The organism is Brevundimonas subvibrioides ATCC 15264, assembly GCF_000144605.1.
Classification (GTDB): Bacteria; Pseudomonadota; Alphaproteobacteria; order Caulobacterales; family Caulobacteraceae; genus Brevundimonas; species Brevundimonas subvibrioides.
The window spans coordinates 3,103,351-3,129,560 of sequence record NC_014375.1 but is presented as its reverse complement, the minus strand read 5'-3'; the positions used below and the strand labels follow the sequence as shown (position 1 = coordinate 3,129,560).

Annotated in this window: 26 protein-coding genes; 18 read left to right on the top strand and 8 right to left on the bottom strand. The window is 69.5% G+C overall.

Features of this window, described 5'->3' with window-relative positions:
- The first annotated feature begins 5 nt into the window (after positions 1 to 5).
- Positions 6 to 1,016 (top strand): magnesium chelatase ATPase subunit I, encoded by a 1,011-nt coding sequence (bchI, locus tag BRESU_RS15255; protein WP_013270460.1) that lies wholly within the window; start codon positions 6 to 8, stop codon positions 1,014 to 1,016.
- A complete protein-coding gene (locus BRESU_RS15250; protein ID WP_013270459.1) occupies positions 1,013 to 2,788 on the top strand; it encodes a magnesium chelatase subunit D in 1,776 nt (591 codons plus the stop codon). Before bchI ends, BRESU_RS15250 begins: the two co-directional genes overlap by 4 nt.
- A gap of 8 nt (positions 2,789 to 2,796) precedes the next feature.
- Here the strand turns inward: BRESU_RS15250 and BRESU_RS17465 are convergent, their stop codons facing one another.
- On the bottom strand, positions 2,797 to 2,964 hold the full coding sequence (locus tag BRESU_RS17465) for a hypothetical protein (RefSeq protein WP_013270458.1): 168 nt from the start codon (positions 2,962 to 2,964) through the stop codon (positions 2,797 to 2,799).
- Between the two features lie 83 nt (positions 2,965 to 3,047).
- On the opposite strand from BRESU_RS17465, the gene bchO reads away from it, so the two are divergent.
- Entirely contained in the window at positions 3,048 to 3,935 is an 888-nt protein-coding gene (gene bchO / locus BRESU_RS15245) for an alpha/beta fold hydrolase BchO (RefSeq protein WP_013270457.1), read from the top strand.
- A gap of 118 nt (positions 3,936 to 4,053) precedes the next feature.
- On the opposite strand, the gene BRESU_RS15240 is transcribed toward bchO, so the two are convergent.
- Both BRESU_RS15240 and crtD read right to left on the bottom strand, forming a co-directional pair.
- On the bottom strand, positions 4,054 to 4,935 hold the full coding sequence (locus BRESU_RS15240) for a carotenoid 1,2-hydratase (protein ID WP_013270455.1): 882 nt from the start codon (positions 4,933 to 4,935) through the stop codon (positions 4,054 to 4,056).
- A gap of 35 nt (positions 4,936 to 4,970) precedes the next feature.
- Positions 4,971 to 6,473 carry a 1-hydroxycarotenoid 3,4-desaturase CrtD gene (crtD, locus tag BRESU_RS15235; RefSeq protein WP_013270454.1) on the bottom strand — a complete coding sequence of 501 codons (1,503 nt, stop codon included), beginning with the start codon at positions 6,471 to 6,473 and terminating at the stop codon, positions 4,971 to 4,973.
- A gap of 199 nt (positions 6,474 to 6,672) precedes the next feature.
- Between crtD and BRESU_RS15230 the strand changes: the two genes are divergently transcribed.
- The 14 genes from BRESU_RS15230 (at position 6,673) to BRESU_RS15165 (ending at position 21,698) form a co-directional block, all read left to right on the top strand.
- Positions 6,673 to 7,773 carry a methyltransferase gene (locus tag BRESU_RS15230; protein ID WP_013270453.1) on the top strand — a complete coding sequence of 367 codons (1,101 nt, stop codon included), beginning with the start codon at positions 6,673 to 6,675 and terminating at the stop codon, positions 7,771 to 7,773.
- Between the two features lie 100 nt (positions 7,774 to 7,873).
- Entirely contained in the window at positions 7,874 to 8,797 is a 924-nt protein-coding gene (bchC, locus tag BRESU_RS15225) for a chlorophyll synthesis pathway protein BchC (protein ID WP_041762796.1), read from the top strand.
- The gene (locus BRESU_RS15220; RefSeq protein ID WP_013270451.1) at positions 8,794 to 9,786 is read left to right on the top strand and encodes a chlorophyllide a reductase iron protein subunit X; all 993 of its coding nucleotides are present in this window, start codon (positions 8,794 to 8,796) and stop codon (positions 9,784 to 9,786) included. The genes bchC and BRESU_RS15220 overlap by 4 nt, the downstream gene beginning before the upstream one ends.
- Positions 9,787 to 9,791: 5 nt before the next feature.
- Positions 9,792 to 11,315 (top strand): chlorophyllide a reductase subunit Y, encoded by a 1,524-nt coding sequence (gene bchY, locus BRESU_RS15215; RefSeq protein WP_013270450.1) that lies wholly within the window; start codon positions 9,792 to 9,794, stop codon positions 11,313 to 11,315.
- A complete protein-coding gene (gene bchZ, locus BRESU_RS15210) occupies positions 11,312 to 12,787 on the top strand; it encodes a chlorophyllide a reductase subunit Z (protein WP_013270449.1) in 1,476 nt (491 codons plus the stop codon). Before bchY ends, bchZ begins: the two co-directional genes overlap by 4 nt.
- A gap of 114 nt (positions 12,788 to 12,901) precedes the next feature.
- On the top strand, positions 12,902 to 13,063 hold the full coding sequence (pufB, locus tag BRESU_RS17810; protein ID WP_013270448.1) for a light-harvesting antenna LH1, beta subunit: 162 nt from the start codon (positions 12,902 to 12,904) through the stop codon (positions 13,061 to 13,063).
- A gap of 82 nt (positions 13,064 to 13,145) precedes the next feature.
- Positions 13,146 to 13,316, top strand: coding sequence for a light-harvesting antenna LH1, alpha subunit (gene pufA, locus BRESU_RS15200; RefSeq protein ID WP_013270447.1), 171 nt, complete (start codon positions 13,146 to 13,148; stop codon positions 13,314 to 13,316).
- A gap of 180 nt (positions 13,317 to 13,496) precedes the next feature.
- On the top strand, positions 13,497 to 14,258 hold the full coding sequence (gene pufL, locus BRESU_RS15195) for a photosynthetic reaction center subunit L (protein ID WP_218915392.1): 762 nt from the start codon (positions 13,497 to 13,499) through the stop codon (positions 14,256 to 14,258).
- Positions 14,259 to 14,272: 14 nt separating this feature from the next.
- On the top strand, positions 14,273 to 15,193 hold the full coding sequence (pufM, locus tag BRESU_RS15190; protein WP_013270445.1) for a photosynthetic reaction center subunit M: 921 nt from the start codon (positions 14,273 to 14,275) through the stop codon (positions 15,191 to 15,193).
- A 158-nt stretch (positions 15,194 to 15,351) separates the two neighbouring features.
- A complete protein-coding gene (locus BRESU_RS15185; RefSeq protein ID WP_013270444.1) occupies positions 15,352 to 16,761 on the top strand; it encodes an alkaline phosphatase PhoX in 1,410 nt (469 codons plus the stop codon).
- Between the two features lie 82 nt (positions 16,762 to 16,843).
- Positions 16,844 to 18,535: an alkaline phosphatase family protein gene (locus tag BRESU_RS15180; protein ID WP_013270443.1), complete on the top strand. Its 1,692-nt coding sequence runs from the start codon at positions 16,844 to 16,846 to the stop codon at positions 18,533 to 18,535.
- Between the two features lie 135 nt (positions 18,536 to 18,670).
- A complete protein-coding gene (pyk, locus tag BRESU_RS15175) occupies positions 18,671 to 20,107 on the top strand; it encodes a pyruvate kinase (RefSeq protein ID WP_013270442.1) in 1,437 nt (478 codons plus the stop codon).
- 160 nt (positions 20,108 to 20,267) lie between these two features.
- Positions 20,268 to 21,302: a DNA adenine methylase gene (locus BRESU_RS15170; RefSeq protein ID WP_013270441.1), complete on the top strand. Its 1,035-nt coding sequence runs from the start codon at positions 20,268 to 20,270 to the stop codon at positions 21,300 to 21,302.
- 54 nt (positions 21,303 to 21,356) lie between these two features.
- Complete coding sequence (locus BRESU_RS15165; RefSeq protein WP_013270440.1) at positions 21,357 to 21,698, top strand: hypothetical protein; 342 nt, start codon at positions 21,357 to 21,359, stop codon at positions 21,696 to 21,698.
- A 4-nt stretch (positions 21,699 to 21,702) separates the two neighbouring features.
- On the opposite strand, the gene BRESU_RS15160 is transcribed toward BRESU_RS15165, so the two are convergent.
- Together BRESU_RS15160 and BRESU_RS15155 are read right to left on the bottom strand one after the other, a co-directional pair.
- Complete coding sequence (locus BRESU_RS15160) at positions 21,703 to 22,302, bottom strand: ribonuclease HII (RefSeq protein ID WP_050762586.1); 600 nt, start codon at positions 22,300 to 22,302, stop codon at positions 21,703 to 21,705.
- Between the two features lie 38 nt (positions 22,303 to 22,340).
- On the bottom strand, positions 22,341 to 22,928 hold the full coding sequence (locus tag BRESU_RS15155; protein ID WP_013270438.1) for a DNA-3-methyladenine glycosylase I: 588 nt from the start codon (positions 22,926 to 22,928) through the stop codon (positions 22,341 to 22,343).
- A 192-nt stretch (positions 22,929 to 23,120) separates the two neighbouring features.
- Here BRESU_RS15155 and BRESU_RS15150 point away from each other — a divergent pair, with 192 nt between their 5' ends.
- On the top strand, positions 23,121 to 23,735 hold the full coding sequence (locus tag BRESU_RS15150; RefSeq protein ID WP_156796188.1) for a hypothetical protein: 615 nt from the start codon (positions 23,121 to 23,123) through the stop codon (positions 23,733 to 23,735).
- A gap of 67 nt (positions 23,736 to 23,802) precedes the next feature.
- Here BRESU_RS15150 and BRESU_RS15145 read toward each other — a convergent pair whose 3' ends face one another.
- From BRESU_RS15145 to BRESU_RS17460, 3 genes are all read right to left on the bottom strand, one after another.
- Positions 23,803 to 24,780 (bottom strand): ferritin-like domain-containing protein, encoded by a 978-nt coding sequence (locus BRESU_RS15145; protein ID WP_013270436.1) that lies wholly within the window; start codon positions 24,778 to 24,780, stop codon positions 23,803 to 23,805.
- 114 nt (positions 24,781 to 24,894) lie between these two features.
- The gene (gene ygfZ / locus BRESU_RS15140; RefSeq protein ID WP_013270435.1) at positions 24,895 to 25,692 is read right to left on the bottom strand and encodes a CAF17-like 4Fe-4S cluster assembly/insertion protein YgfZ; all 798 of its coding nucleotides are present in this window, start codon (positions 25,690 to 25,692) and stop codon (positions 24,895 to 24,897) included.
- Positions 25,693 to 25,721: 29 nt separating this feature from the next.
- Positions 25,722 to 26,159 (bottom strand): hypothetical protein, encoded by a 438-nt coding sequence (locus BRESU_RS17460; protein WP_156796187.1) that lies wholly within the window; start codon positions 26,157 to 26,159, stop codon positions 25,722 to 25,724.
- Positions 26,160 to 26,210: the final 51 nt, after the last annotated feature.

The window sequence follows — 26,210 nt, the reverse complement described above, 5'->3', positions numbered from 1 at the left end:
CACTGATGCGCGTCGTCTTCCCCTTCTCGGCCATCGTCGGTCAGTCGGACATGAAACAGGCCCTGCTCCTGGCGGCGGTCGACCGCACGCTTGGTGGGGTCATGGTGTTCGGCGACAGGGGCTCGGGCAAGACGACGGCCGTGCGCGGTCTGGCTGCGCTGCTGCCGGCGCTGCCGGTCATCGCCGGGTGCCGTTTCAATTGCGAGCCGGACCGGCCCAGCCCGGCCTGCGAGGGCGTCTGCAAGCATTCCGGTGTCGGCACGACCCCGTCCCCCGTCGTCGACATGCCTCTGGGCGCGACCGAGGACCGGGTCGTCGGTGCGCTGGATCTGGAGCGCGCCCTGACGCTGGGCGAAAAGGCCTTCGAACCCGGGCTGCTGGCCCGGGCCAATCGCGGCTTCCTCTACATCGACGAGATCAACCTGCTGGAGGATCATCTGGTCGACCTGCTGCTGGACGTCGCCCAGTCCGGCGAGAATGTGGTGGAGCGCGAGGGGCTCAGCGTGCGCCACCCGGCCCGCTTCGTCCTGGTCGGCTCGGGCAACCCGGAGGAGGGCGAACTGCGGCCGCAGCTGCTGGATCGGTTCGGCCTGTCGGTCGAGGTCCGCACCCCCGACACCCTGGCCGAGCGGGTCGAGGTGGTGAAGCGCCGCGACGCCTTCGATCGAGACCCCGAAGGCTTCGCCAAGGCCTGGAAATCGAAGGACGCTGCGATCCGCAAAAAGGTCGCCGCGGCGCAGGCCCGGCTGGACGCGATCGTCGTCCCGGATGCCGTCCTGGAGATGGGATCGCGTCTTTGCATGGCGGTCGGCGCGGACGGTCTGCGCGGCGAGCTGACCCTGCTGCGGGCTTCGCGGGCCAAGGCGGCGCTGGACGGGCGCGATGCCGTGACCGAGGCCGATCTGCGCCACATCGCGCCGATGGCGCTTCGGCATCGTCTGCGCCGCGGGCCCCTGGACGAGCAGGCGTCGACGGTCCGGATCGAACGCGCCATGGACGAGCTGCTGGCGGCATGACCGAGGCGTCGGTCCAGGACCGATGGGCCGACGCCATGCTGGCCGCCGCGCTGCTGGCCGTCGACCCCGGTCTGGGGGGCGCGGTGGTCCGGGCCGGGCCGGGGCCTACGCGTGAGGCCTGGCTGAGCGGATTCCGTGCGCTTCACACCGCTGACACGCCGTGGCGTCGGATGCCGCCCGGGATCGGCGACGACCGGCTTCTGGGCGGACTTGATCTCGCGGCGGCGCTGGGATCGGGTCAGCGGGTCCTGCAGCGCGGGCTGCTGGCCGAGGCGGACGGCGGTGTCGTCATCGCCCCGATGGCCGAGCGGATGGCGACCGGCACGGCGGCGCGGCTGGCCGGGGCGCTGGAGGACGGGGCGGTCCGCGTCGAGCGCGACGGCGTGGCCGAGCGTCTTCCCGCGTGCTTCGTGCTGGTGGCGCTGGACGAGGGCCTCGACGACGAGGTTCCGCCCGAGGCCTTGATGGAGCGGCTGGCCTTCCGCATCGAACTGGACACGATTGGCCACCGCGATGCCCTGCCGATCAGCGCAACACCCGAGGATATCGCCGAGGCCCGCGCCGCCCTGGCCGAGGTCTCGCCGCCGGGCGAAGACGCCATCCATGCGATCTGCGCGGCCGCCGATGCCCTCGGCGTCTGGTCCCTGCGCGCGCCCCGGCTCGCGCTCCGCGCCGCCGCCGCCCTGGCGGCGCTGGAGGGGCGTGACGCCATCGAGCGCGACGACCTGTCGAACGCCGCGCGGCTCGTGCTCAGTCCCCGCGCCACCCGCATCCCCGCGCCGCCGGACGCCGAACCCGACACCGCCGATGGCGAACCGGAAGACGCCGACACGCCCGACGACGCCCCGTCCGAAGGCGAGGATGACGGTCCGGACGACACCGATCAGGGGCAGGGAGCCTTGGACGACATCGTTCTGGACGCTGCCCGGGCCGCCCTGCCGGAAGGACTGGAGCAACTCTGGGCCGTGACCGGCTCCGTGTCCCGCGCCGCGCCCGCCCGGGCGGGCGCATCCGGCGCGCGACTGCCGGCCGCGAAGCGCGGCCGCCGCATCGGCACCCGTCCCGGCCAGCCCGACGGGTCCGCCGGTCTGGACCTGGTCGAGACGCTGAAGACCGCCGCGCCCTGGCAGCGGCTGCGGGGCAAGCTCATTGGCGCGTCGGGACCGCTCCGTGTGCGCCGCGACGACTTCCGCATCCGCCGGTTCGAGCAGCGGTCGGAATCGACCGTCATCTTCGTGGTCGACGCCTCGGGCTCGGCGGCCCTTCAGCGCCTCGCGGAGACCAAGGGCGCGGTCGAACTTCTGCTGGCCGAGGCCTATGTGCGGAGAACGCAGGTGGCGCTGATCGCCTTCCGGGGCGAGGGTGCGGACCTGCTTCTGCCGCCGACGCGGTCCCTCGCCAGGGCCCGGAAGCAACTGGCCGAACTGGCGGGCGGTGGGGCGACACCCCTCGCGGCCGGGCTCGAGATGGCCGCGATACTGGCCGTGGCCGAGCGGGCCAAGGGCCGGACGCCGCTGCTGGTGTTCATGACGGACGGGCGCGGGAACATCGCGCTGGACGGCGGGGCCTTCCGCACGCGGGCGGAACAGGATGCCCTGAACGCCTGTCGCCGGATCCGCGCCGCCGGACTGCGAGCGGCCCTGATCGACATCTCGCCCCGTCCGCGTGGGGACGGCGAGAAGCTGGCCGCCGCCATGGGCGCGACCTTCGCGGCCCTGCCCTATGTCGAGGCCGGGCGGGTCCGCGATGTGGTCCGGGCGCTGGAGGACTGACGGTGGGCTCAGCGGCGCTCGGGCGGGCGGGTCTCGACGATCGCACCGTCGGGAGACTTCTCCATCGGATGCTGGTTGGCGGGCTTGCGCTTGAACAGGACCAGGCCGACGACCGCCGCGAGGGCGACCAGCAGCAGCGTGGCAAGGGCCAGTGTGGGGATAAGACTGTCGTTCATGGGGCGTGGGCTCCTTCGGGCCGGTGCAGCGGGGGTGCTGAAACAATCGCCCGACCGGTACCGATGTTCCGTAAGGTGAAGGTGTGAGCGACCGTCCGGACTGGGACGTCGACGGGCGCGACTGGCCCAACCGCGCCGCCAGCCGGTTCGTCACGGTCGGCGACCTGCGCTGGCATGTTCAGGTCTCGGGTGAGGGCCCCGTCATCCTGATGCTGCATGGAGCCGGGGCCGCCACCCACAGCTGGCGCGACCTGACGCCCCTGCTGACCGACCGGTTCACGGTGGTAGCGCCTGACCTTCCCGGCCAGGGTTTCACCGCCATGCCGCCCGACCACGGCCTGTCCCTCTGGGCCATGGCCCGGCGCACGACCGCCCTGATCGAGGCGCTGGACGTTCGGCCCTCGATCGTGATCGCCCATTCGGCTGGGGCGGCGATCGCGCTCCGGATGTCGCTCGACGGCAGGTTCGGCGACGCGCCGATCATCGCGGTCAACGGCGCGCTTCAGCCCTTCGCCGGCGCGGTCGCGCCCCTGTTCCGAGGCCTCGCCATGGGGCTGTTCGTCAATCCGCTGGCGGTCCATCTGTTCGCCTCCGCCGCGCGGGACCGGAACCGCGTCGCCCGCCTGATCCGCGGCACGGGCTCGGTGATCGACGACCGGGGCATCGCGCTCTACGCGCGCCTGCTGCGAAAGCCCGGCCATGTCGCGGGGACGCTGGGCATGATGGCCAACTGGGACATCTCCGACATGCTGCGGTCCCTGCCGCAGCTTCAGGCCGACCTGACGCTGGTCGTCGGATCGCGCGACCAGGCCGTGCCGCCATCGGTCGCCGAGGACGTTCGTGCATCCCTGCCGCAGGCGCGAATCGTAGCTCTGCCGGGGCTCGGCCATCTGGCGCACGAGGAACGGCCCGACCGGGCGGCCGCGATCATCGCCGACGTCGCGGCGGCCCACGGACTATGCAGGGAGTGACGGCATGAGCGGCGACCAGGTCTTCCTGATCGAAATGGTCCTCGTCTTCGGGCTGGTGCTGGCCTGGGCCGTCTGGGAGCTGACGTCGCTGAGGCGATCCCGGAAGCGGGATCAGGCCCTAGAGGCGGAGCGAGCGCGGCATGCGGAAGGGCAGCATCGCCCGGACCAGGGGTGACCTGAGCCGCCCCAGCGACAGGCTTTCGTGCACCCCCTCGCAGGCTTCCCCCAGCAGATGGGTCCGGATGGTCGAACGCGAATAGAAGGGCGTGTCCTCCCAGGTCCGCTCGACCGACACCGGCCGGTCCGCATCGGCGCGCGTGTGCCGCGGCATTCGCCAGAGGGTCGCGGGAAGGGCCGCGTGCGGCGGCGGCTCGACCGTCTCGGGCACGCCGTGCCGGTCGAACTTCAGCGCCAGCGACAGGGCCGAACCGTCCTTGCGCTTCAGGTCGTACAGGACCGCGCTGTCGGACTTCAGGTGCGCCCGCGACCAGTCCCAGACCTCGAAGGCATCTTCCAGCGGCTCGGTCCCGCCGTTGGTGTCGAGATAGCCCTCGCCGGTCCAGGACAGGCCAGGGTCGTCCAGCGTGACCTCGACATGGGCGCGCGGGGCGATGGGTCGCCAGACATGCTTGCCCGCCGCATCCAGTGGAAAGGCCGTGCCGTTGATCGCATGCGGCCTGACCCGCACTGTGCCGCGCAGGGGCTTGGGGATCGTCGGCATCGGCGGCACCGGGGCCGTGATCTCGTCGATGCGGATAATCAGGTCGCCTCCATCCCACGACAGGCTGCTGGGGCCGATCTGGATGTGGCGCGCCTCGCGCTCGACCTGTCCGGCCGGCCGCTCGGTCATCGTCCAGCGCTGGCAGTCGGGGCCATAGAAGGCGACGTTCAGGGCGCAGTGATTCTCCGGGGCCCCGCGTCCCGACCATGCGTACCAGGGCGAGAACACGCTGCCGACGAAGGCGATGATGGTCAGGCCGTGACGACCGTCGGCGCTCATCGCATCGACGTACCACCAGGCGTAGCCGCCCGGGTCTACCGCCGCGTCGAAGCGCGGTCCGCCATGACGGCCGAGGCCGCAGAGCGCCCCGACAGGGCCGCCATCGGCACGCCGGCCCCAGGGTGCGTCGCGCCCCCGCAGAGATAGAGTCCCGGCATCCGCGTACGGGCTCCGGGCCGTCGAAAGGCTCCGTCCCAGCCGTGCCCCGTTCTCCCGTAGAGCGCGCCACCCGTCGCCGGAAAGCGCCTCTCGAAGGCGTCGGGCGTCGTGATTGCCATCGTCTCGGGGCGGGGGTCCAGGCTGACCCCGCAGCGCTCCATCGAGCGGAAGGTGCGCGAGCGACATGTCTCGATTTCCTCAGTGGAGTAGGTGTGGGCGTCGCCGTCGGCCGGCGCATTGACGATGGCGAACAGGCGTTCGGGCCCGTTCGTCCGGGGTGGTCCGTCGCCATCGGCCCGGTCCTGGGCGCAGACATAGACGGTCGGGATCTCGGGCATTCGCCCGGCGTGCAGGGCGTCGAACTCGGCGACGTAGTCGGGCGAAAAGAACAGATTGTGCCGCACCAGCGGGGCCGCGATGTCCTCGGCCGTGAAGGCGAAGGTCATGGCCGACAGGGACCGGGTCCGCGACGGTGTCGGGTCGACCGCCAGGGACGCATCGGCCCCGAAACAGCCCGCTGCGACGGCCGCCGGATCGGCATTGACGATGATGGCATCGGCCTCGATCCGCTCGCCGGACGCCAGCTCGATCGCCGCCGCCCGCCCGCCGTCGCGCACGATCCGGGCACAGGTCTCGCCATAGCGAATCGTCCCGCCCAGTGTCCCGACCAGCCCGGCCAGGGCCTCGGGGATGCGCTGCATGCCGCCATCGACCAGCCATACGCCCTGCTGCTCCACATGGGCGATCAGCATCAGGGTGGCGGGTGACTTGAACGGCGATGCCCCGCAATAGGTGGCATAGCGCCCGAACAGCTGGCGCAGGCGCGGGTCCCTGAAATAGCTCCCCAGCTCCGACCACATCGAGCGATAGGGCATGATGCTCCACTGGTCGGTCGGGCGGTGCAGGCCGATGTCCAGTGTCAGGCCCAGGATGCTGGGCTTGGCCTTCTTGATGAAGGGGTCTTCCAGCACGCGATAGATCAGGGCCGCGCGCTTCGAGAAGTCCCGGAACCGCTTCGCCTCCGCCGCCCCGGCCAGATCGCCCACCGCCTCCACGGACCGTTCCAGATCGGCGAACAGGTCGAAGGTCGAGCCGTCCGGCCAGCTGTGGCGCGCCAGGGTCTCGGATCGCCGGACGCTGAGGTGATCGTCCAGCGAGGCCCCGGCCGCCGCGAACAGGGCGTCGAACACCCAGCGCATGGTGAAGACCGTCGGCCCCGAATCGATGCCGACGCCGTCCGTACGGATTTCCGACAGCTTGCCGCCGGCGGTTGCGCACCGCTCGACGACCGTCACGTCCATGCCTCGCGCGCACAGGTCGACGGCGGCGCTCAAGCCCCCGATTCCCGCCCCTATGATGACGACGCGCTCGCCCGGCATTCCCGTGTCCTGTTGACACGACACTAAAGGTGTCCACCCTGATTGACACAAGCACTAAATCCTCCCCCGCCGGGGGAGGTGGCGCGGCGTATCTTCGCGCCGCGACGGAGGGGGCCCGAAACGAACTCCGGCGTGCGCGGTTGGCCCCCTCCACCGCTTCGCGGTCCCCCTCCCCCGATGGGGGAGGATTGATGCGTCGATGACCGAGACTTTTTCTGACCGTTGGCGTGCCTGGCGAAACGGCCTGATCGGCGATCCCGGATTCCAGCGCTGGGCTTCGCGATTTCCGCTGACGCGGCCGGTGGCGCGGCGGCGAGCCCAGGCGCTGTTCGACCTGTCGGCCGGCTTCATCTATTCGCAGATCGCCCAGGCCTGCGTCCGATCCGGCCTGTTGACGCGGCTGGCGAAGGGACCCGCCACGGTCGCCGAACTGTCCACCGTCGTCGATCTTGACACCGACGCAACCCTCCGCCTCGCCCGCGCTGCCGTCGCCCTGAAGCTGGCCGAGCCGGCCGGTCCCGACCGCTATGGTCTGGGCGTCGAGGGGGCGGCCCTGCTGGGGGCACCCGGCGTCGCGGCCATGATCGAGCACCACGCCCTGCTCTACGCCGATCTCGCCGATCCGCTGGCCCTGCTGCGCCGCGGCGGCGGCGGCGGGGCCCTCGCGGGCTACTGGCCCTATGCGGAGGGCGAGACGCCGGATCCGGACGCCGCCGCCGCCTATTCCGGCCTGATGTCGGCGTCCCAGGCCATGGTGTCGGCCCAGGTGCTGGATGCGTACGACGTCTCGCGCCACCGCCGCCTGATGGACGTCGGGGGCGGGCAGGGGACCTTCCTGCGCGCCGTCGCCGCCCGCGCGCCTGCTCTGTCGCTGTCCCTGTTCGACCTGCCGCCCGTCGCCGCCCGCGCCCGTGCGGCCTTCGCCGCCGACGGCATACGGCTGGAGGCCACCGGGGGAAGCTTCTTCGACGATCCCCTGCCGCGCGGGGCCGATGTGATCAGCCTGATCCGCATCCTGCACGACCACGACGACGGGCCAGCGCTCGACATCCTGCGCGCCGTCAGGGCCGCCCTGGAGCCCGGCGCGATCCTGCTGATCGGGGAGCCTTTCGCGGCCGAACCCGGGGCCGAACGGGTCGGCGACGCCTATTTCGGCATGTACCTGCTGGCCATGGGATCGGGGCGGCCCCGCCCGACACGCGAAGTGATCGGCATGTGCCAGACGGCAGGGTTCTCGGTCGCCCGTCGGGTTTCGACCGCCATGCCCATGATCGCCGGACTGGTTGTCGCCCGCGCCTGACATACGAAAGTGTAATCAGGATTTGACAACATAAACTGTCAATCTAAGCTGACACTCGGGATGGGGACCTATGGGGGTCCGGCCTCCCGAAGGCGACCCGATGAACACCTTGGCTGTCGTATTGGAGGAGCCCCGCCAACTGGCGCTCCGCCGGCTCGACCTGAAGCCGGCCGGTCCCGACGACGTCGTCGTCGATGTGGACTGGAGCGGAATCTCGACCGGAACCGAACGGCTGCTGTGGGACGGACGGATGCCTCACTTCCCCGGCCTCGGTTACCCCCTCGTGCCGGGCTATGAGTCAGTCGGCCGGGTCGTCGAGGCCGGAGAGAACGCCCGTGACCGCATCGGCCAGCGGGTCTTCGTGCCCGGATCGTCCCACTTCATCGACGCGCGCGGCCTGTTTGGTGGCGCGGCCAGGACCCTGATCACGCCCCAGGCGCGCACGGTCACCCTGCCTGACGGGCTGGAGGATCAGGGCGTCCTGCTGTCGCTGGCGGCCACGGCCTACCATGCCATCGTCGGCGGCACGGCCCCCGACCTGATCGTCGGCTACGGCACGCTCGGCCGCCTGCTGCTCCGCATCACCGAGGCCATGGGCCATGACAAGCCTGTCGTCTGGGAGACCAACGCCGGCCGCCGTAACGGCGTAGCCATCCATCCCGACGCCGACGATCGCCGCGACTATCGCAGCATCTATGACGCCTCGGGGGCCGAGGACCTGATGGACTTCCTGGTCGCGCGACTGGCCCGCAGCGGCGAGATCGTGCTGGCCGGTTTCTACGAGGCCCGCCTGTCCTTCGCCTTCCCCATGGCCTTCATGAAGGAGGCGCGGTTCCGCATCGCCGCCGAGTTCAAGCCCGAGGACGTCGCCGGCGTCACCGACCTAATCACCTCGGGGCGTCTCAGCCTCGACGGCCTGATCACCCACCGCATGGCGGCCACCGAAGCGAACGACGCCTATCCCGTCGCTTTCGGCGAGCCTGACTGCCTGAAGATGATCCTCGACTGGAGGAACTGCGCATGACCATCACCCTGATCTCCCACAAGGCGCTCCGCGAAGAGGCGAAGCAGGAGCCCGATCCCGTCCACACGGGCGAGGTCACCAAGGAAACCCAGATCATCGCCATCTACGGCAAGGGGGGATCGGGCAAGTCCTTCGCCCTGTCGAACCTCAGCTACATGATGGCCCAGCAGGGCAAGCGGGTCCTGCTGATCGGCTGCGATCCCAAGTCCGACACCACCTCCCTGCTCTTCGGCGGCAAGTCCTGCCCGACCATCATCCAGACCTCGGCCGCCAAGAAGCTGACGGGCGAGGAAGTGAAGATCGAGGATGTCTGTTTCCAGCGCGACGGCGTCTTCGCCATGGAGCTGGGTGGGCCCGAGGTCGGCCGCGGCTGCGGCGGGCGCGGCATCATCCACGGCTTCGAGCTGCTGGAGAAGCTGGGCTTCCACGACTGGGGCTTCGACTACGTCCTGCTCGACTTCCTCGGCGACGTGGTCTGCGGCGGCTTCGGCCTGCCGATCGCCCGCGACATGTGCCAGAAGGTCATCGTCGTCGGCTCCAACGACCTGCAGTCGCTCTACGTCGCCAACAACGTCTGTTCGGCGGTCGAGTATTTCCGTCGTCTGGGCGGCAATGTCGGCGTGGCCGGCATGATCATCAACAAGGACGACGGCACAGGTGAGGCCGCGGCTTTCGCCGACGCCGTGGGCATTCCGGTCCTGGCCTCTATCCCGGCCAACGAGGACATCCGCAGGAAGTCCGCCAACTACCAGATCATCGGCACCCCCGATTCGGAGTGGGGCAGCTTGTTCGCCGGCCTGGCCGAGGCGGTGTCACTGTCCCTGCCGCAGCATCCCAAGCCCCTGACGCAGGACGGCCTGCTCGGCCTGTTCGACCCGGACACCACCGGGGCCGCCGTCACCCTGATCCCTGCGACCCAGAGCGACATGCGCGGCGTGGACTTCGTGCCGAAGGCTTCGCTCGAAGTCATCTACGACGAGGCGGTCTGATCACCATGGCCGACGGTCCCGCCCCCATCGCCAACGACCACGCCGCCGAGCCCGTCTCGCTCGACGGCGGCTGCCACGGCGGCAAGGCCGAGCTGACGGCGGCGGCCTCGAAGGCCGGCAAGTCCGAGGTCCTGGCCCGCTACGCCAAGGACTATCCGGTCGGTCCCCACGACCAGCCGCAGTCGATGTGCCCGGCCTTCGGCAGTCTTCGCGTCGGCCTGCGCATGCGCCGAACCGCGACGATCCTCTCGGGCTCGGCCTGCTGCGTCTATGGCCTGACCTTCACCAGCCATTTCTACGGCGCGCGCCGCTCGGTCGGCTATGTGCCGTTCAACTCCGAGAGCCTGGTCACGGGCAAGCTGTTCGAGGACATCCGCGAGGCGGTGTTCCAGATGGCCGATCCGGAGCTCTACGACTCCATCGTCGTCACCAACCTGTGCGTCCCGACGGCCTCCGGCGTGCCGCTGCAACTGCTGCCGAAAGAGATCAACGGCGTCCGCATCGTCGGCATCGACGTGCCGGGCTTCGGCATCCCGACCCATGCCGAGGCCAAGGATGTTCTGGCCGGGGCCATGCTCAACTATGCGCGCAAGGAGGTCGAGGCCGGCCCCGTCGCCGCGCCGCGCGAGCGCACCGACAAGCCGACCGTCACCCTGCTGGGCGAGATGTTCCCCGCCGATCCGATGATCATCGGCCGCATGCTGGAGCCGATGGGCCTGGCGGCCGGGCCGGTCGTGCCGACCCGCGAATGGCGCGAGCTGTACTCCGCCCTCGACTGCGCCGTCGTCGCCGCCATCCACCCCTTCTACACCGCCAGCGTGCGCGAGTTCGAAGCCGCCGGCCGCAAGGTCGTGGGCTCCGCCCCGGTCGGCCGCGACGGCACCGCCGCCTGGCTCCAGGCGATCGGCGAGGCCTGCGACGTTCCGCAGGCCAGGATCGACGGCATCAAGAACGCCATGATCGGCGCCATCGGCGGGGCCCTGGCCGGGTCGCCGATCAAGGGCCGTATCGTCGTCTCGGGCTACGAGGGCTCAGAGCTTCTGGTCGCCCGCCTGCTGATCGAGAGCGGGGCCGAGGTCGAATACGTCGGCACGGCCTGCCCGCAGACGAAATGGTCCGACCCGGACCGCGAATGGCTGGAATCCAGGGGCGTCACCGTCAACTATCGCGCCTCCCTGGAGCAGGACCTGTCGGCGGTCGACGCCATCAAGCCGGATCTTGCCATCGGTACGACGCCGGTGGTGCAGCACGCCAAGTCGCTGTCGATCCCGGCGCTCTACTTCACCAACCTGATCTCGGCTCGGCCCCTGATGGGTCCGGCGGGCGCAGGCTCGCTGGCCCAGGTCATCAATGCCGCCATCGGCAACAAGGCCCGGTTCGACCGCATGACCTCCTTCTTTGAGGGCGTGGGCAAGGGCGACACCGCCGGCATCTGGTCCGAGACCCCGGTCGCCCGCCCCGAGTTCAAGGCCCGCTATGCCAAGCTGCAGGCGGCGGCGGCCAAGGCCGAGGAGCACGTCGGCACATGACGCTGATCCTCGATCACGACCGGGCCGGCGGCTACTGGGGCGCGGTCTACGCCTTCACCGCCATCAAGGGACTGCAGGTCATCATCGACGGCCCGGTGGGCTGCGAGAACCTGCCGGTCACCTCGATCCTGCACTACACCGACGGCCTGCCGCCGCACGAACTGCCCATCGTCGTCACCGGTCTGGGCGAGGACGAACTGGGTCGCCACGGCACCGAAGGCGCGATGAAGCGGGCCTGGCAGACGCTGGACAAGGACCTGCCCAGCGTCGTCGTCACCGGCTCGATCGCCGAGATGATCGGCGGCGGGGTCACGCCCGAGGGCACCAATATCCAGCGCTTCCTGCCGCGCACCATCGACGAGGACCAGTGGCAGTCGGCCGACCGCGCCCTGACCTGGCTGTGGACCCAGTTCGGACCCAAGAAGATGCCGCGTCCCCGGCCCCGGGCCGAGGGCGACAAGCCGCGCGTGAACCTCATCGGCCCGATGTACGGCGTGTTCAACATGCCCTCGGACGTGGCCGAGATCCGGCGCCTGGTCGAGGGCATCGGCTGCCAGGTCAACATGACCTTCCCGCTGGGCAGCCACCTGGCCGACGTGCGCAATCTGGCCGACGTCGAGGTCAACATCTGCCTGTACCGCGAGTTCGGACGCGGCCTGTGCGAGGCGCTCGAGAAGCCGTATCTGCAGGCCCCGATCGGGCTGGAATCCACGACCCTGTTCTTGCGCCAGCTTGGCGATCTACTCAACCTCGATCCCGAGCCCTTCATCGAGCGTGAGAAGCACACCACCATCAAGCCGCTGTGGGACCTGTGGCGCTCGGTGACCCAGGACTTCTTCGCCACCGCCAGCTTCGCCATCGTCGCCAACGAGACCTACACCCGCGGCGTCCGGAAATTCCTCGAGGACGACCTGGGCCTGCCCTGCCAGTTCGCCATCGCGCGCTGCGCCGGCACCAAGACCGACAATGCCGAGATCAGCCGGCTGGTCCGCGAGACCAAGCCGCTGGTCCTGTTCGGCAGCATCAACGAGCGGATCTATCTGGCCGAGGCCGCCCAGGGCGGCGCGGGCCACGGGCCCTCCGGCGTCTGGGTGCCCGCCTCCTTCCCGGGGGCCGCCATCCGCCGGCACACCGGCACGCCCTTCATGGGCTACGGCGGCTGCACCTACCTGGTCCAGGAAGTCTGCAACGCCCTGTTCGACGCCCTCTTCAACATCCTTCCGCTGGCCTCACAGATGGACAAGGTCGAGCCGACCCTGGCCCGCGCCCATGCCGAGCTTCACTGGGAGGATGCGGCCATGGACGCGCTGGAGAAGCTCGTCGCGTCGCAGCCCATCATCGTGCGCATTTCCGCAGCCAAACGCCTGCGCGACACGGCCGAACGCGCCGCCCGCCAGGCCGGGGAGGACCGGGTCACGCTGGATCGCCTCTATGCCGCCAACGCCATTGTCCTGAGCGGGAGGGCCGCCTGATGCGCCGCCTGATCCGCCGGGACCCAGAGTTCCGCCGTCCGGCTCGCCCGGGTTGCGGAAACGACCACGGGACTTCCCCGTGGTCGAAGACTAGCTCCAACGAAAGGAGTAGCGATGTCTCATCTACCTGAAACGTCGGGGTCCCTCACCGGACTTACCCCAGAAGCGGCCAAGGAATTCCACGGCCTCTTCTTGACCAGTTTCATTGGCTTCACGACCATTGCCGTGATCGCCCATGTGCTGGTCTGGTTCTGGCGTCCCTGGCTGGGGGCCTAGGTCTCCACTTTACTTTGTCGGCGTGGGCTAATCCTGCGTCGTCGCCAACAAAGCCGAACACCGGCTATGGAGGACTACAGTTATGTGGAGAATTTGGCTCCTGTTCGATCCCCGTCGGGCGCTGGTCGCGCTCGCCGTCTTCCTGTTCACCCTGGCTCTGCTGATCCACTTCATCCTGCTCAGCTCGCCTCGGTACAACTGGATTGACGGCGCTCAGGCCACACCCGCTGCGGCTTCTGCCGCCGCACCCTGACGGGCAATCCGCTGATGCGGCGCGCGGGCGGAAACGGAGCGATCCGGTTCCGTCCGACGCGACCGCCATCGCAACAGATGTCCACCTCGCGGGGCGAGAAGTCGGACGGAGACGGTCATGGCCTTACTGAGTTTTGAACGAAAATATAGAATCAGGGGCGGCACCCTGATCGGCGGCGACATGTTCGATTTCTGGGTCGGGCCGTTCTATGTCGGCTTCTTCGGCGTCACGACCGCGTTCTTCGCGGCGCTCGGCACCGCGCTGATCTTCTACGGGGCGTCGCTGGGCGATACCTGGAACCCCTGGCTGATCACCATCAATCCGCCGGACATTTCCTACGGCCTGTCGCTGGCCCCGCTGCGCGAGGGCGGGATCTGGCAGATCGTCACCATCTGCGCGACCGGAGCCTTCTGTTCCTGGGCGCTGCGGGAGGTCGAGATCTGTCGCAAGCTGGGCATCGGCCTGCATGTGCCGATCGCGTTCGGCGTCGCCATCCTCGCCTATCTGTCGCTGGTGGTGGTTCGTCCCTTCCTGCTGGGCGCCTGGGGCCACGGCTTTCCGTACGGCATCTTCAGCCACCTCGATTGGGTGTCCAACACCGGCTACCAGTATCTGAATTTCCACTACAATCCCGCGCACATGATCGCCGTGAGCTTCTTCTTCACGACGACGATGGCGCTGGCGCTGCACGGTTCGCTGGTCCTGGCCGCGACCAACCCCGGCAAGGGCAAGCCGGTGCGCCAGCCCGAGCACGAGGACACCTTCTTCCGCGACTTCATCGGCTATTCGGTCGGCACCCTGGGCATCCACCGGGTCGGCCTGTTCCTGGCCCTGTCGGCCGGGTTCTGGAGCGCGGTCTGCATCGTTATCAGCGGCCCGTACTGGTCCGAAGGCTGGCCCGAGTGGTGGGATGGCTGGCGCAACCTGCCGATCTGGCAATAGGGGAGGGGGGAACCATGTCCGCCTATCAGAATATCTTCACCCAGGTTCAGGTCCACGGTCATCCGGAGGCCGGCGTTCCCGGCGACTCCCTCGATGACTGGCGCGTCGGCAAGCCGTTCTTCGTCCACCTGATCGGCCGGATCGGCAATGCCCAGATCGGCCCGATGCATCTGGGCTGGACCGGCGTCATCTCTCTGCTGACCGGCTTCCTGGCGTTCGAGATCATCGGTCTCAACATGTTCGCCAGCGTCGGCTGGAACCCGGCCGAGTTCGTCCGGCAACTGCCGTGGCTGGGGCTGTATCCGCCGCCGCCCGAGCAGGGTCTGAACATCCTGCCCCCGCTCAACCAGGGGGGCTGGTGGCTGATCACGGGCTTCTTCCTGACCGTCTCGGTGATCAGCTGGTGCATCCGCTCCTATCTGCGGGCCAAGGCGCTCGGCCTCGGCACCCACACCACCTGGGCCTTCGCCTCGGCGATCTGGCTCTACCTGGTGCTGGGCTTCATCCGCCCGATCATGATGGGCAGCTGGTCGGAAGCCGTGCCGTTCGGCATCTTCCCCCACCTGGACTGGACCGGGGCTTTCTCGATCACCTACGGCAACCTGTTCTACAACCCGTTCCACTGCCTCTCGATCGTCTTCCTGTACGGTTCGACCCTGCTGTTCGCCATGCACGGGGCGACCATCCTGGCCACCAGCCGCTACGGGGCCGAGCGCGAAGTCGAACAGATCACCGACCGGGGCACCGGGGCCGAACGCGGCGCGCTGTTCTGGCGCTGGACCATGGGCTTCAACGCCACCATGGAATCCATCCACCGCTGGGCCTGGTGGTTCGCCGTCCTGACCACCCTGACGGGCGGCATCGGCATCCTGCTGACGGGCACCGTGGTCCCCAGCTGGTACGACTGGGCCATCGCGCACGACTACGCGCGCTGACCCCCCGGCCGGCTTCGGCCGGCCAGCGGCCACACGACGAACGGGGCACCGGTTTCCGACCGGTGCCCCGGATCGTTTGTCGCATCCACCGTCATAGAACCATGATGACGGGATTTGCGTCGGGGCCTATCGAGACGGCCTGTCCGGAGCCCCGCCCCATGCGTCTCGATCGCCGCACCCTGTTGTCCGCCGCCGCTGCCGCCACGGCCTTCGGCGGTCTGGCCCGCAACGTCGCCGCCCAGGCCGCGGGGACGGAAACCTACGTCAACGAGGTGACCGGATACGGTCCCCTGACGGTCGACCCCAACGGGATGCTGGACCTGCCCGAGGGCTTTTCCTATCGCGTCATATCCCGGGGTGGCGACGTCATGGACGACGGCCTCGTGGTCCCCGGCCAGTTCGACGGCATGGGCTGTTTCGCCCTGGAGGGCACGCGCGTCGCCCTGGTGCGAAACCACGAGCTGAAGGGCTCGAACGCCAGTCATCGCAACTGGGGTCCGGGCGGTCCCGATCAGGCCGGGATCGATCGCCTCGATGCCGCCCGCGCCTATGACACCTACAAGGACGGCCGACCCCTGCCCGGCGGCACCACGACCCTGGTCTATGACATGGCCACCGGCCAGACCGTGCGTCAGCATCTGTCGCTGGCCGGAACCAGCACCAACTGCTGCGGCGGCCATACCCCCTGGGGGTCCTGGCTGACCTGCGAGGAGACCGAGGAGACGCCCGCCGACGCGGACGTGACCAAGGCGCATGGCTATGTCTTCGAGGTGCCGGCCACCGAGACCGGGCTTGCCGACCCCGTGCCGCTCAAGGCCATGGGCCGGTTCGACCACGAAGCGGTCTGCATCGATCCCCGCACCGGCGTGGTCTACCTCACCGAGGACCGGGTGGACGGCCTGTTCTACCGCTTCATCCCGAACACGCCCGGCAAGCTTGTCGAGGGCGGCCGGCTTCAGGCCATGGCGCTGAAGGACGTGTCCGGCGCCGACACCACCAATCACCACGACCGGTTCTGGTCGCCGGGTGACTGGCGCGAGGTCGTCTGGATCGACATGGAGGACGTCGACAGCCCCAACGGCGACCTGCGGCAACGCGGCCATGCCAGGGGCGCGGCCCTGGTCGCACGGGGCGAAGGCGTGTTCTGGGGCAAGGACGAGCTGTATCTGACCGCGACCTCGGGCGGGCCGCTGCAGCGGGGCCAGATCCTGCGCTACCAGCCGTCGGCCGAGGAAGGCCGCACCGGGACGGCGGCCGATGCGGGCCGCGTGCAGCTGTTCGTTGAAAGCGCCGACGAACGGACCCTGAACATGGGCGATAACCTGGTCGTCGCGCCGTGGGGCCACCTGGTCGTGTGCGAGGACAACTATTCGGCCACGACCCGCAACCATCTCAAGGGCGTGACCCCCGACGGGCGCCTCTACACGATCGCCAGAAATGCCTTCCGGGGCAATTCGGAGTTTGCGGGGGCCGTGTTCTCGCCGGACGGCGGGACGCTGTTCGTGAACCTGCAGTTTCCGGGGATCACCCTGGCCATCACCGGCCCGTGGGAGACCGTGATCGCCTGATGCGCAACCTGTGGTGCTCCGGCCGTCTTTGATCTGTCGCATCCGGGGGCTAGGGCCGACGGCTCAAACTTTACGGTGTGCCATGACCCGCTTGATCGCTCGCGCCTGCCTCCTTCTGGCTCTTTGTGTGCCGGCAGACGCCCTGGCCCAGTCGGCCACCGACAGCCGGCCCGTAGCGACGGCCCATGACGTCGCCGCCCGTCCCCCCGCCCTCATCGTCACGATCGTCGTCGACCAGTTCAGCGCTGACCTGTTCAACCAGTACCGCGCCCGCTTCACCGGAGGGTTGAAGACCCTGGCCACTCAGGGCCTGGTCTATGCCAATGGCTATCAGCAGCATGCGATGACCGAGACCTGTCCCGGCCATTCCACCGTCCTGACGGGCCTGAACCCCGCCCGTACCGGCATCCCGGCCAACGACTGGATCGATCGGGCCACGGGTCAGGAGGTCTACTGCCTGGCCGCGCCGCAGAACGCCCTGGCGCACGGCCGCATCACCGACAACGGCCCGGTCGGACCGGGTCAGATGACCGCCTCGACCCTGGGCGACTGGCTCAAGGCCGTCAGCCCGCAGAGCCGCGTCTACGCCGTCTCGGGCAAGGATCGTGGGGCCATCACCCTGAATGGCCATCAGGGCGACGGGGCTTTCTGGTACACAGTGGGCTTCGGCTTCACGACCTATGTCGAGCCCGGCCAGGCGGCCGAGGCGCGGCTCGCGCCGGTGGCGGCGCTGAACGCCCGTATCGCTGCGCGGCTGGCCACCACCCCCGCCGCATGGACCTATTCGGACGAGACCTGCCGCGCGCTCGAGGCCGACTGGACCGTCGGCGGAGCCACATTCCACGCCGGCGTCCCGCCCCAGCGTTTCGCCATCGACACCTCGCCCTTCCTCGACGAAATGACGCTGGAGGCCGCGACGGAACTGCTGGACAGCCGCGAGCTGGGCGGTCGCGGCGTCACCGACATGCTGGGCGTCAGCCTGTCGGCCACCGACCGGATCGGACACACCTTCGGCAATCAGGGTCCCGAGATGTGCGACCAGATGCGCCGGCTGGACGTGGCCCTGGGGGCCTTCCTCGACCGCGTCGCCCGGGTGCCCGGCGGTGCCCTGGTGGTGCTGACCGCCGACCACGGCGGCAACGACTTCCCCGAGCGCCAGTCGGCCCGGGGCTTCGCCGAGGCGGTGCGCGGCGACCCCGATCTGCGCGGCCGCATCAATGCCGCCCTGAAGGCCGAGTTCGACCTGACGGTCGATCCGATCACCTACGGCGGCAGCGGCCTGATGGTGGTGGGGGCCGACAATATCGCCCTGCCTCAGCCCCTCCGCAGCCGTGTCGCCGCCGCTGCCGTCGCCCTGCTGCGCGCCGAGCCCACGGTCGCCGGGGCCTGGACCATCGAGGAGGCCCTCGCCGCCCCGATGCCCGCCGCCAACGCCAGCCCGCAGGAGCTCAGCCTGATGGACCGCCAGCGGGTCGGGGCCGTCGAGGGCCGCTCGCCCGACATCCTCTTGGCGCTGCAGCCCGGCACCACGCCGGGGGCCGGCCGCGCCGGGGCGTCCGTGGCTGGCCACGGCACGCCCTGGGACTACGACCGTCGCGTGCCGATCGTCTTCTGGTCGCCGGACACGGCCGGCCAGGAACGCTATCTGCCGATCCGCACCATCGATATCGCCCCGACCCTGGCGCAGGCGATGGGCGTGGAGACGCCGGACGATCTGGACGGACGCTGCCTGGACCTTGGCCTGTTCGGCGCGTCCCCTTGCCCGGCCCCTTGACCGACCGGGTCGCGTAACACGGACTCACTTCCTGTTTCCGCGCGGACGGGGCGATCTGACGCGCCGGATGTTTCGTGGCACAAGCGAACGGGGAAACGCTGCCGGCCAACGCGCCGGCCCGGGTGAGTGAGACATATGATCAGAGCACGCCGCGCACGTATCGTCGCGACCCTTGGCCCCGCCAGCCGGGCCCCCGGCATGGTGAAATCGCTGGCCGAGGCGGGGGTCGATGTCTTTCGCCTGAACTTCAGCCACGGTTCGCACGACGATCACGCCGCGGCGCTGAAGGCCGTGCGCGGGGCCGAGATCGCCCTGCAGCGGCCGCTGGGTGTCCTGGCCGACCTGCAGGGACCCAAGCTGCGTCTGGGCCGCTTCGCCAACGTCGAGATCGACGTGAAGCCGGGCCACAAGATGCGCTTCGATCTGGACCCCACCCCGGGTGACGCGACGCGGGTGCAGATGCCCCATCCCGAGATTTTCCGCGCCCTGCGCACCGGCATGCTGCTGCTGCTGGACGACGGCCGGGTCCGTCTGCGGGTCGGCGAACGCACGGACGAGTGGGCCGATGTGACCGTCGAGAGCGGCTCCAAGCTCAGCGACCGCAAGGGCGTGGCCGTGCCCGAGGCCGTCGTGCCCGTCTCGGCCCTGACCCCCAAGGACCGCGAGGACCTGGCCTTCGCCCTGCGCATGGGCGTCGACTGGGTCGCCCTGAGTTTTGTCCAGAAGCCGGAGGACATGGCCGAGCTGAAGTCGATCGTGAAGGGCCGCGCCGCCTGCCTCGCCAAGATCGAGAAGCCCCAGGCCCTGGCCGATCTGGAGGCCATCCTCGACTACTGCGACGGCGTCATGGTCGCGCGGGGCGACCTGGGCGTGGAGATGGAGCCGGAAGAGGTACCGGTCGCCCAGAAGCGCATCATCCGCGCCGCCCGCCAGCGCGGCGTGCCCGTGATCGTGGCGACCCAGATGCTGGAATCCATGACCGCCTCGCCCGCGCCGACCCGGGCCGAGGCCTCCGACGTCGCCAATGCCGTCTATGAGGGGGCGGACGCCCTCATGCTGTCGGCCGAGACGGCGTCGGGCGACTATCCGCTGGAAGCGGTCGGAATCATGAACCGAATCATGGAGCGGGTCGAGGCCGACCCCCTGTGGCCCAGCCTGATGGACGCCGAACACGCCGGCATGGACGACATCGACGCCGATGCCCTGGTGGCCGCCGCGCGCAAGGCGGGCGAGGCCCAGTCGACCGCCTGCATCGTCATCTTCACCACCCTGGGCGGGACGGCGCGGCGCATGTCGCGCGAACGTCCCCTCCAGCCCATGCTGGCCCTGACGCCCAAGCCCGAGACGGCAAGGCGGCTGGCCCTGGTCTGGGGTCTGGAGCCCCGGCTCGGCAAGGAGCCGGCCTCGCTGGAGGACGTGACCGACGATGCGGTCAACTCCGCCATGCAGTATGGCCTGGCCCAGCCCGGCCAGCGCGTCCTGATCCTGGCCGGCACGCCCTTCGGCGCCCCGGGGGCTGCGAATCTTCTCCGACTGGCGCATGCTCCGATGAAGAAGGCGCGGAAATCCTGATCCTCCCCCGGGAAGCGTAGCGAAACGGGGGAGGTGGACCGCGACGCGCTTGCGTCGTGGTGGAGGGGGCGACCCCAGGCACGGTGCCTGCTTCCCGCCCCCTCCACCATCCTTCGGATGGTCCCCCTCCCCCGCGAAGGGCGGGGGAGGATTGGGAAGAATGATCAAATACCTCGGCTCCAAGCGCGCCCTTCTCGACCCGATCACGGCGTCGATCCGGGGCCTGCTGCCGACCGGTGGTCATGTCTGCGATCTGTTCTCCGGCACCGCCCGGGTGGGCCACGCGCTGAAAGGGCAGGGGTTCCGGGTCTGGTCCAACGATCACAACGGCTATGCGGCGACGCTCGCCACCGCCTATGTCCAGGCCGACCGCGACCGCTGGCACGACCGGGCGGCCGCCGTCCTCGCCGACCTCGCCACGACGCCCCCCGCGCCCGGCTGGTTCACCCGGGCCTTCTGCGAGGACGCCCGCTATTTCAGCCCGGAGAACGGGGCCCGCATCGACGCCCTGCGAGACCGGATCGAGGCCATGGGGCTGGAGCCGGAATTGAAGGCCATCGCCCTGGTCAGCCTGATGGAGGCCGCCGACCGGGTCGATTCCACCGCGGGTCTGCAGATGGCCTATATGAAGTCCTGGGCCACCCGGGCGCTGAAGCCGCTGGAGCTGCGCATGCCCGCGCTCCAGCCCGCCGTCGCCGCCGGACCGTGCCGCGCGACGCAAGGGGACGCGCTGGAGATCGCCTCGGCCTTCGACGGCGACCTCGTCTATCTGGACCCGCCCTACAACCAGCATTCCTACCTCGGGAACTACCATGTCTGGGAGAGCCTGGTGCTGTGGGACAACCCTGCGACCTACGGCATCGCCAACAAGCGGATCGACGTCCGGACCCGGAAGTCCGCCTTCAACTCCCGGCCCGGCATCGGCCCGGCGCTGCAGGCTGTCATCGAGGCGATCCGCGCCCCGCACCTGATCGTCTCCTTCAACGACGAGGGCTATCTGAGCCGCGATCAGCTGGTCGCCATGCTCTCGGTGCGCGGGTCGGTGCAGGTGATCGAGATCCCCCGCCCCCGCTACGTCGGCGCCCGCATCGGCATCCATAACCGCAAGGGCGAGAAGGTCGGGGCCGTGGGGCGGCTGCGCAACGTCGAATATCTGTTCGTGGTCTCGGACCGGCCCTCGGCGCTGGCGGCTTGACCCGTTAACGCCCGCGAGTCTCTATGGCCGTCCCTGACCCGGCGAGGCGTGATCGTGACCATTTCCGAAGGCCCGAGCGAGGATGCGACGCCGACGCGCGACGCCTTTCCCGGCGTCTTCTCGGGTCCGCTCCACACGCCTGCGCCGCCCCCGTCGGCCCGGACGGTGACGGAGGCCTACCAGACGGCCGCCTGGCGCGCGCCGGCCGCCACCCGCTTCGACGGTCGTCCCGCCAACGACTTCCTGGTCCGCGCCGAGGCCATCCTGCCGACCCGGATCTATCGGGCCGCCCCGCCGCCGTCGCCGGACGCGCCCGCGGGCTGGTTCACCTTCCTGGTTGGAGGCTGCGTCGCCGCCGTGATGGGAGCCCTGCTGGGCGGCCTCCTGTCGGTCTGAGGCCTCAGGCCTCCAGCAGCGCCCGGATCGGGGCCCAGGTCCGCCGGTGGATGGGGCAGGGGCCCATTGTCTGCAGCGCCTGCGAATGCACCGGCGCATTGTAGCCCTTGTGCCCGGCGAAGCCGTAGCCGGGATACAGGTCGTCCATCTCGATCATCAACCGGTCCCGCGCCGTCTTGGCCAGGATCGAGGCCGCCGCGATCGACAGCGACAGCCCGTCGCCGCCCACCACCGTCTCCACGTCGCACGGCAGTCTGAACCGGTAGTTCCCGTCGACCAGGGCCGCGACGGGGCTGACAGATAGCGCCTCGATCGCCCGGCACATGGCCAGCCCCGTGGCATGCAGGATATTCAGCGCGTCGATCTCCTCGACCGAGGCGAAGCCGACGCCCCAGGCCACGGCCCGGGCCTTGATCTCGATCTCCAGCGCCTCGCGTCGCGCGGCCGTCAGCGCCTTGGAGTCGTCGATGCCGACGGGCAGGTCGTCGGCGTTCAGGATCACGGCCGCCGCCGAGACCGGACCCGCCCACGGCCCGCGCCCGGCCTCGTCCACGCCGCAGACCCGCCCACCGACGCGGCTCGCCAGCAGGGTCTCCAGCGCCATCGTCGGGAAGGCGCGCGCGGGTTTGGGGGCAGGGGACTTCACGACCCGGTCCTAACCCGGACCTCGGCGTGGCGGAAGCATTCCACCCCGTGATCGTTCACCATGCCGGTGGCCTGCATGAAGGCATAGGCGATCACGGGCCCGCAAAACCCGAACCCGCGCGCCTTCAGGGCCTTGGCCATCGCCAACGACTGCTCCGTCTGGGTCGGCCGCGCGGCGCTGTCCGCCCAGGCGTTCTGGACCGGCTTCCCGTCCACGAACGACCACAGCCAGGCGGAGAAGTCCTCGCCCCGGTCGCGCATCTCGACGAAGACTCGGGCCCCCCGGATGGTCGCGTCGATCTTGGCCCCGGACCGCACGATGCCCGCATCGGCCATCAGCCGCGCCCGGTCGGCCGCGCCATAGGCCGCGACCCGGTCGGGATCGAACCCGTCGAACGCCGCCCGGAACGCCTCGCGCTTCTTCAGGATGGTGATCCAGGCCAGCCCCGCCTGGAACCCGTCCAGCACCAGCTTCTCCCACAGCGCCCGGGCGTCGTACTCCGGCACGCCCCATTCGGTGTCGTGATAGGCGACGTACAGCGGGTCGGTCCCGCACCAGGCGCAGCGTGTCGGTGATTCGCGCATGGGCCGAGCTTAAGCGACGCATGCGCTCGCGCCCGAATAAAGTCCCATTGACCCGCGCCAATAGGTGGATCTGCGACGCCGGTTCAACCAGGGATCCACCATGCTGAGTGCCCGCGCGCCAGGTGCGATGTGACGCCGCGCGGCCGACAGATCCTCGCCGGCACCGGCGCGTTGGCGCTCAACGGTCTGGTCTTGAGCATGCTCAGCCTCGGCAGCGACTTCGGGTCCGACACGCCGCGCGCCGTCAGTCCGCCCGATCCGGCCATCTGGCTGTCGCTGGACCCTTGGCCCGTCACCCGCGCCGGGGCCTGGGCCAGGGCGGCCCGACCCGATGGTGCCGCGCCGATCGCCAATCCGTCCGTGTCCTCGCCAACCGCGCGGTTGCCGACCCTGGCGGACACCGCCGAGGGACGGGCGGTTGTCGCCGCCGCTCCCACGTCCCCGTCCGCCGCCGGCGCGCTGGATCTCCGGGACCGGATCGCCCGGAGTCTGCGCGCGCGTCTCGACTGCTCGCCCACGCGTGATGGCCTGTCCGGCGTTGAAGGTGAGGCGTGCGCCAGCCGCATGATCCGGGACGCCACGCCGATCCACGGCTCGGGCGACGCGCGCCGCGACCGGCGCCTCGAGCGGCAGGGGGCCCGGCAGCTTGAGGCCGACGTGGCCCGTCGCCAGCGGCCGGGTGGAGCGGTCAGGCCCGCGTGCGAGGACGCCGGCCCGGTGTCCGACTGCGGGGTCGACGTCAGCATCGAGATCTTCTCGAGCATCGACGGTTTCTTTCCCGGTTTGCGTCGGGACGAGGACGATTGAGGCAGCGAAAAACCCGCCGGCCCTTTCGAGCCGGCGGGTTGATTGCCTTGCAGCAGGTCGCTTGCGGTCAGGTGGTGATGAACCCGGTCGGGCCGTTCAGGCCGTTGGGGAAGAAGCCGCCGCGATTGATGCCGGCGCCCGGCGTCAGATAGACGATGTTCAGGCCCTGCTGGACGGAGCGGCTGTAGGCCAGCCCGTTCGAATCCGTCGGGACGATGTTGGAGGCGGCGGCGTTGCCCGTGCCCGTGGCGGTGATGCCCTGATCGAGGTCGGATGTGCCGTCCAGCGAGTCACGCGCATTGGAAATCGCCAGGGTCGGCATTTCCAGCCCCTTGGCGGTGAGCACCGTGCGCACCAGACCGGCATGGTAGGCCTCGACAGCCAGCAGTCCGGCCGCGGCTTCGAGGAAGACCTTGCTGGTGACCAGGGGCGAGGCGCCCTTGTAGAGCGACACACCGACGTCTTCGAAGATGAAGGCGCCGAGCAGGAAGCTGTTGTCGTCTGCGTAGGGGTTGAAGGCCTGGCCGGGACCCACCAGACCTGCGGCCCGCGCGGCCTGCGAGAAGGCACCGTTCGGGTTCGTGCCGCCGACGTCGATGACAGGCTGGGCCACCGCTGCGTTGCCCAGGGCGGTCCGCAGGAAGTTGACGTGGGCGACTTCGTCGGCCGCGATTTCGTTGGCGTATCGGCGGACCAGCGGGTCGCTGAAGTTCACCTGCGTTCCGCCGATGACAGCGCCCTGGGTTCCCGTCCCGCTCAACGAGCTTTGCGGCAGGCCGGTGCCGAAGGCGGCATAGGAATAGAACTGGGCCTCCAGATACTCGAGCTGGAGCGCGAAGTTCAGGATTTCGACGTCGAGGTTGGCGGCACCGGCGGGCGGCGCTTGCGCGATCGCTGTGTCGCTGTTGCTGGAGCAAGCCCCCAGGACGGCACCGGCTGTGGCACCGACGGCAAAGCCACCGGCGGTCTTGAAAAATTTGCGCCGCTCGTTGCGCGTCTCAACCCGCTTATCGAGCTGGTTCATGATGAGATCGGTCTTGGACATGGGTGTTCCTCCGGGCGATGCCGCTTCCGGGGACAGGTACTCTTGAGACCGCCGCCGGCTTCAGCTTGACCGTTGAAAACGCAAAACTTCACAGTTCAGCCAAGGCTGCGGAATTCAGCCTTGGCTGAGCGGCGTCATCCATTCGGGGTACAGAACCGCCACGGGCCGTCCCTCGACCATCAGCGGCCCGTCCAGACGGTCCAGCCGCACCAGCGCCATGGCCGCGCCGTCCCGGCCAGTCAGGACCTCGCCGGCCCGCAACGCGCCGTTCAGCACCTCGGTGCCGGCCGCCGGCGCCGCACCGTCGAAGGTCAGGGGCAGCATCCGCTTCTTGATCTCGCCCCGCCGCTTCATGCGCGACGTGGTTTCCTGACCGACGAAACAGCCCTTCTGGAAGTCGATCCCGTTCAGCAGGTCGAAGTTGGCCTCGATCGGGTAGGTCCGGTCCGAGCCCGCGTCCGCCGCCGGATCGGGCACGCCGACCGACAGGCGATGCGCGTCATGGTCGGCCTCGGTCGCGTCGGGGACGTGATCTCCGATCGCCCGTCCGCCCATCGCCGACGTGCGCGGATCGACGACGAAGCCTGCCGCCACGCCCGGCCAGCTGGCCAGCGCGGGCCGCTCGTCCGCCGCGATCTCGACCTGGGCTCGCAGTTTGTACATCGACAGACGCTGGATCAGGGCCGCGCGCCGGTCCGCCGCGACATCCAGAACCACGCCGTCCGCCTCGCCCCACAGGAACAGGTCGAACAGCAACCGCCCCGGGGGCGACAGCATGGCCCCGAACCGGACCTCGCCGTCGGCGATCGTCTCCACGTCCTGGGTCAGCAGATTGTGCAGGAAGGGTTTCGCATCGGTCCCGCTCACCCGGATCAGGGCGCGGCTGGTCAGGTGGGCGATGTGATCGATCATGGGATATAGATAGGGGCTGCGGTGCCGTTCTACAGGCACGTGCCCCAAGTTGGTGTGCCGGGACGAGCGACCAAGGCATCTATACCTCGGCTCAACTCGACCGGATTTGTCTGACCCAGACTTTCGAACATCTGCAGCGCGTCACCTTGGCACAGCACCGCTTCCGGTGCGCCGACGTTGGCCTGCTCTGTTTTGAACCGTGCGATTTCCTCAGGCGTCAGCTTTGAGTTAGCCCGGACGTAGTCGTCCAGTCTTTGAACGGTGCGGCGCAGTTCCGTCTGGTTCTCCGGGAAGCGCTCTGGTGCACAGCGGCGGCCGACCTCCTCGATCAGACTGTAGATGGCCCAAGCGCAGATGACGCCCTCGCCGGGAGGCGCTTCTCGCGTAACTTGGGGCGCAGGGGCGGTGGATGCCGCGACTATCGGCAGGGAGAGGATGCTTGCCACCCAGACGGATCGAACCTTCACAGTATCCCCCGATCGTTCAGGGCGAACTTACGCAGATGTCGCAAGAATACG

Excerpts from the sequence above, each read along its gene's own strand:
- pufA (WP_013270447.1), top strand. The coding sequence starts at position 13,146 with ATGTGGAGAATTTGGCTCCTGTTCGATCCCCGTCGGGCGCTGGTCGCG.
- BRESU_RS15240 (WP_013270455.1), bottom strand. The coding sequence starts at position 4,935 with ATGAGCGCCGACGGTCGTCACGGCCTGACCATCATCGCCTTCGTCGGC.
- BRESU_RS15220 (WP_013270451.1), top strand. The coding sequence starts at position 8,794 with ATGACCATCACCCTGATCTCCCACAAGGCGCTCCGCGAAGAGGCGAAG.
- BRESU_RS15230 (WP_013270453.1), top strand. The coding sequence starts at position 6,673 with ATGACCGAGACTTTTTCTGACCGTTGGCGTGCCTGGCGAAACGGCCTG.
- BRESU_RS15160 (WP_050762586.1), bottom strand. The coding sequence starts at position 22,302 with ATGGCGCTGGAGACCCTGCTGGCGAGCCGCGTCGGTGGGCGGGTCTGC.
- bchI (WP_013270460.1), top strand. The coding sequence starts at position 6 with ATGCGCGTCGTCTTCCCCTTCTCGGCCATCGTCGGTCAGTCGGACATG.
- BRESU_RS15145 (WP_013270436.1), bottom strand. The coding sequence starts at position 24,780 with ATGTCCAAGACCGATCTCATCATGAACCAGCTCGATAAGCGGGTTGAG.
- BRESU_RS17465 (WP_013270458.1), bottom strand. The coding sequence starts at position 2,964 with ATGAACGACAGTCTTATCCCCACACTGGCCCTTGCCACGCTGCTGCTG.
- BRESU_RS15180 (WP_013270443.1), top strand. The coding sequence starts at position 16,844 with ATGACCCGCTTGATCGCTCGCGCCTGCCTCCTTCTGGCTCTTTGTGTG.
- BRESU_RS15185 (WP_013270444.1), top strand. The coding sequence starts at position 15,352 with ATGCGTCTCGATCGCCGCACCCTGTTGTCCGCCGCCGCTGCCGCCACG.
- BRESU_RS15250 (WP_013270459.1), top strand. The coding sequence starts at position 1,013 with ATGACCGAGGCGTCGGTCCAGGACCGATGGGCCGACGCCATGCTGGCC.
- ygfZ (WP_013270435.1), bottom strand. The coding sequence starts at position 25,692 with ATGATCGATCACATCGCCCACCTGACCAGCCGCGCCCTGATCCGGGTG.
- pufL (WP_218915392.1), top strand. The coding sequence starts at position 13,497 with ATGTTCGATTTCTGGGTCGGGCCGTTCTATGTCGGCTTCTTCGGCGTC.
- bchZ (WP_013270449.1), top strand. The coding sequence starts at position 11,312 with ATGACGCTGATCCTCGATCACGACCGGGCCGGCGGCTACTGGGGCGCG.
- pufM (WP_013270445.1), top strand. The coding sequence starts at position 14,273 with ATGTCCGCCTATCAGAATATCTTCACCCAGGTTCAGGTCCACGGTCAT.
- bchC (WP_041762796.1), top strand. The coding sequence starts at position 7,874 with ATGAACACCTTGGCTGTCGTATTGGAGGAGCCCCGCCAACTGGCGCTC.
- crtD (WP_013270454.1), bottom strand. The coding sequence starts at position 6,473 with ATGCCGGGCGAGCGCGTCGTCATCATAGGGGCGGGAATCGGGGGCTTG.
- pufB (WP_013270448.1), top strand. The coding sequence starts at position 12,902 with ATGTCTCATCTACCTGAAACGTCGGGGTCCCTCACCGGACTTACCCCA.
- pyk (WP_013270442.1), top strand. The coding sequence starts at position 18,671 with ATGATCAGAGCACGCCGCGCACGTATCGTCGCGACCCTTGGCCCCGCC.
- BRESU_RS15155 (WP_013270438.1), bottom strand. The coding sequence starts at position 22,928 with ATGCGCGAATCACCGACACGCTGCGCCTGGTGCGGGACCGACCCGCTG.
- BRESU_RS15170 (WP_013270441.1), top strand. The coding sequence starts at position 20,268 with ATGATCAAATACCTCGGCTCCAAGCGCGCCCTTCTCGACCCGATCACG.
- bchY (WP_013270450.1), top strand. The coding sequence starts at position 9,792 with ATGGCCGACGGTCCCGCCCCCATCGCCAACGACCACGCCGCCGAGCCC.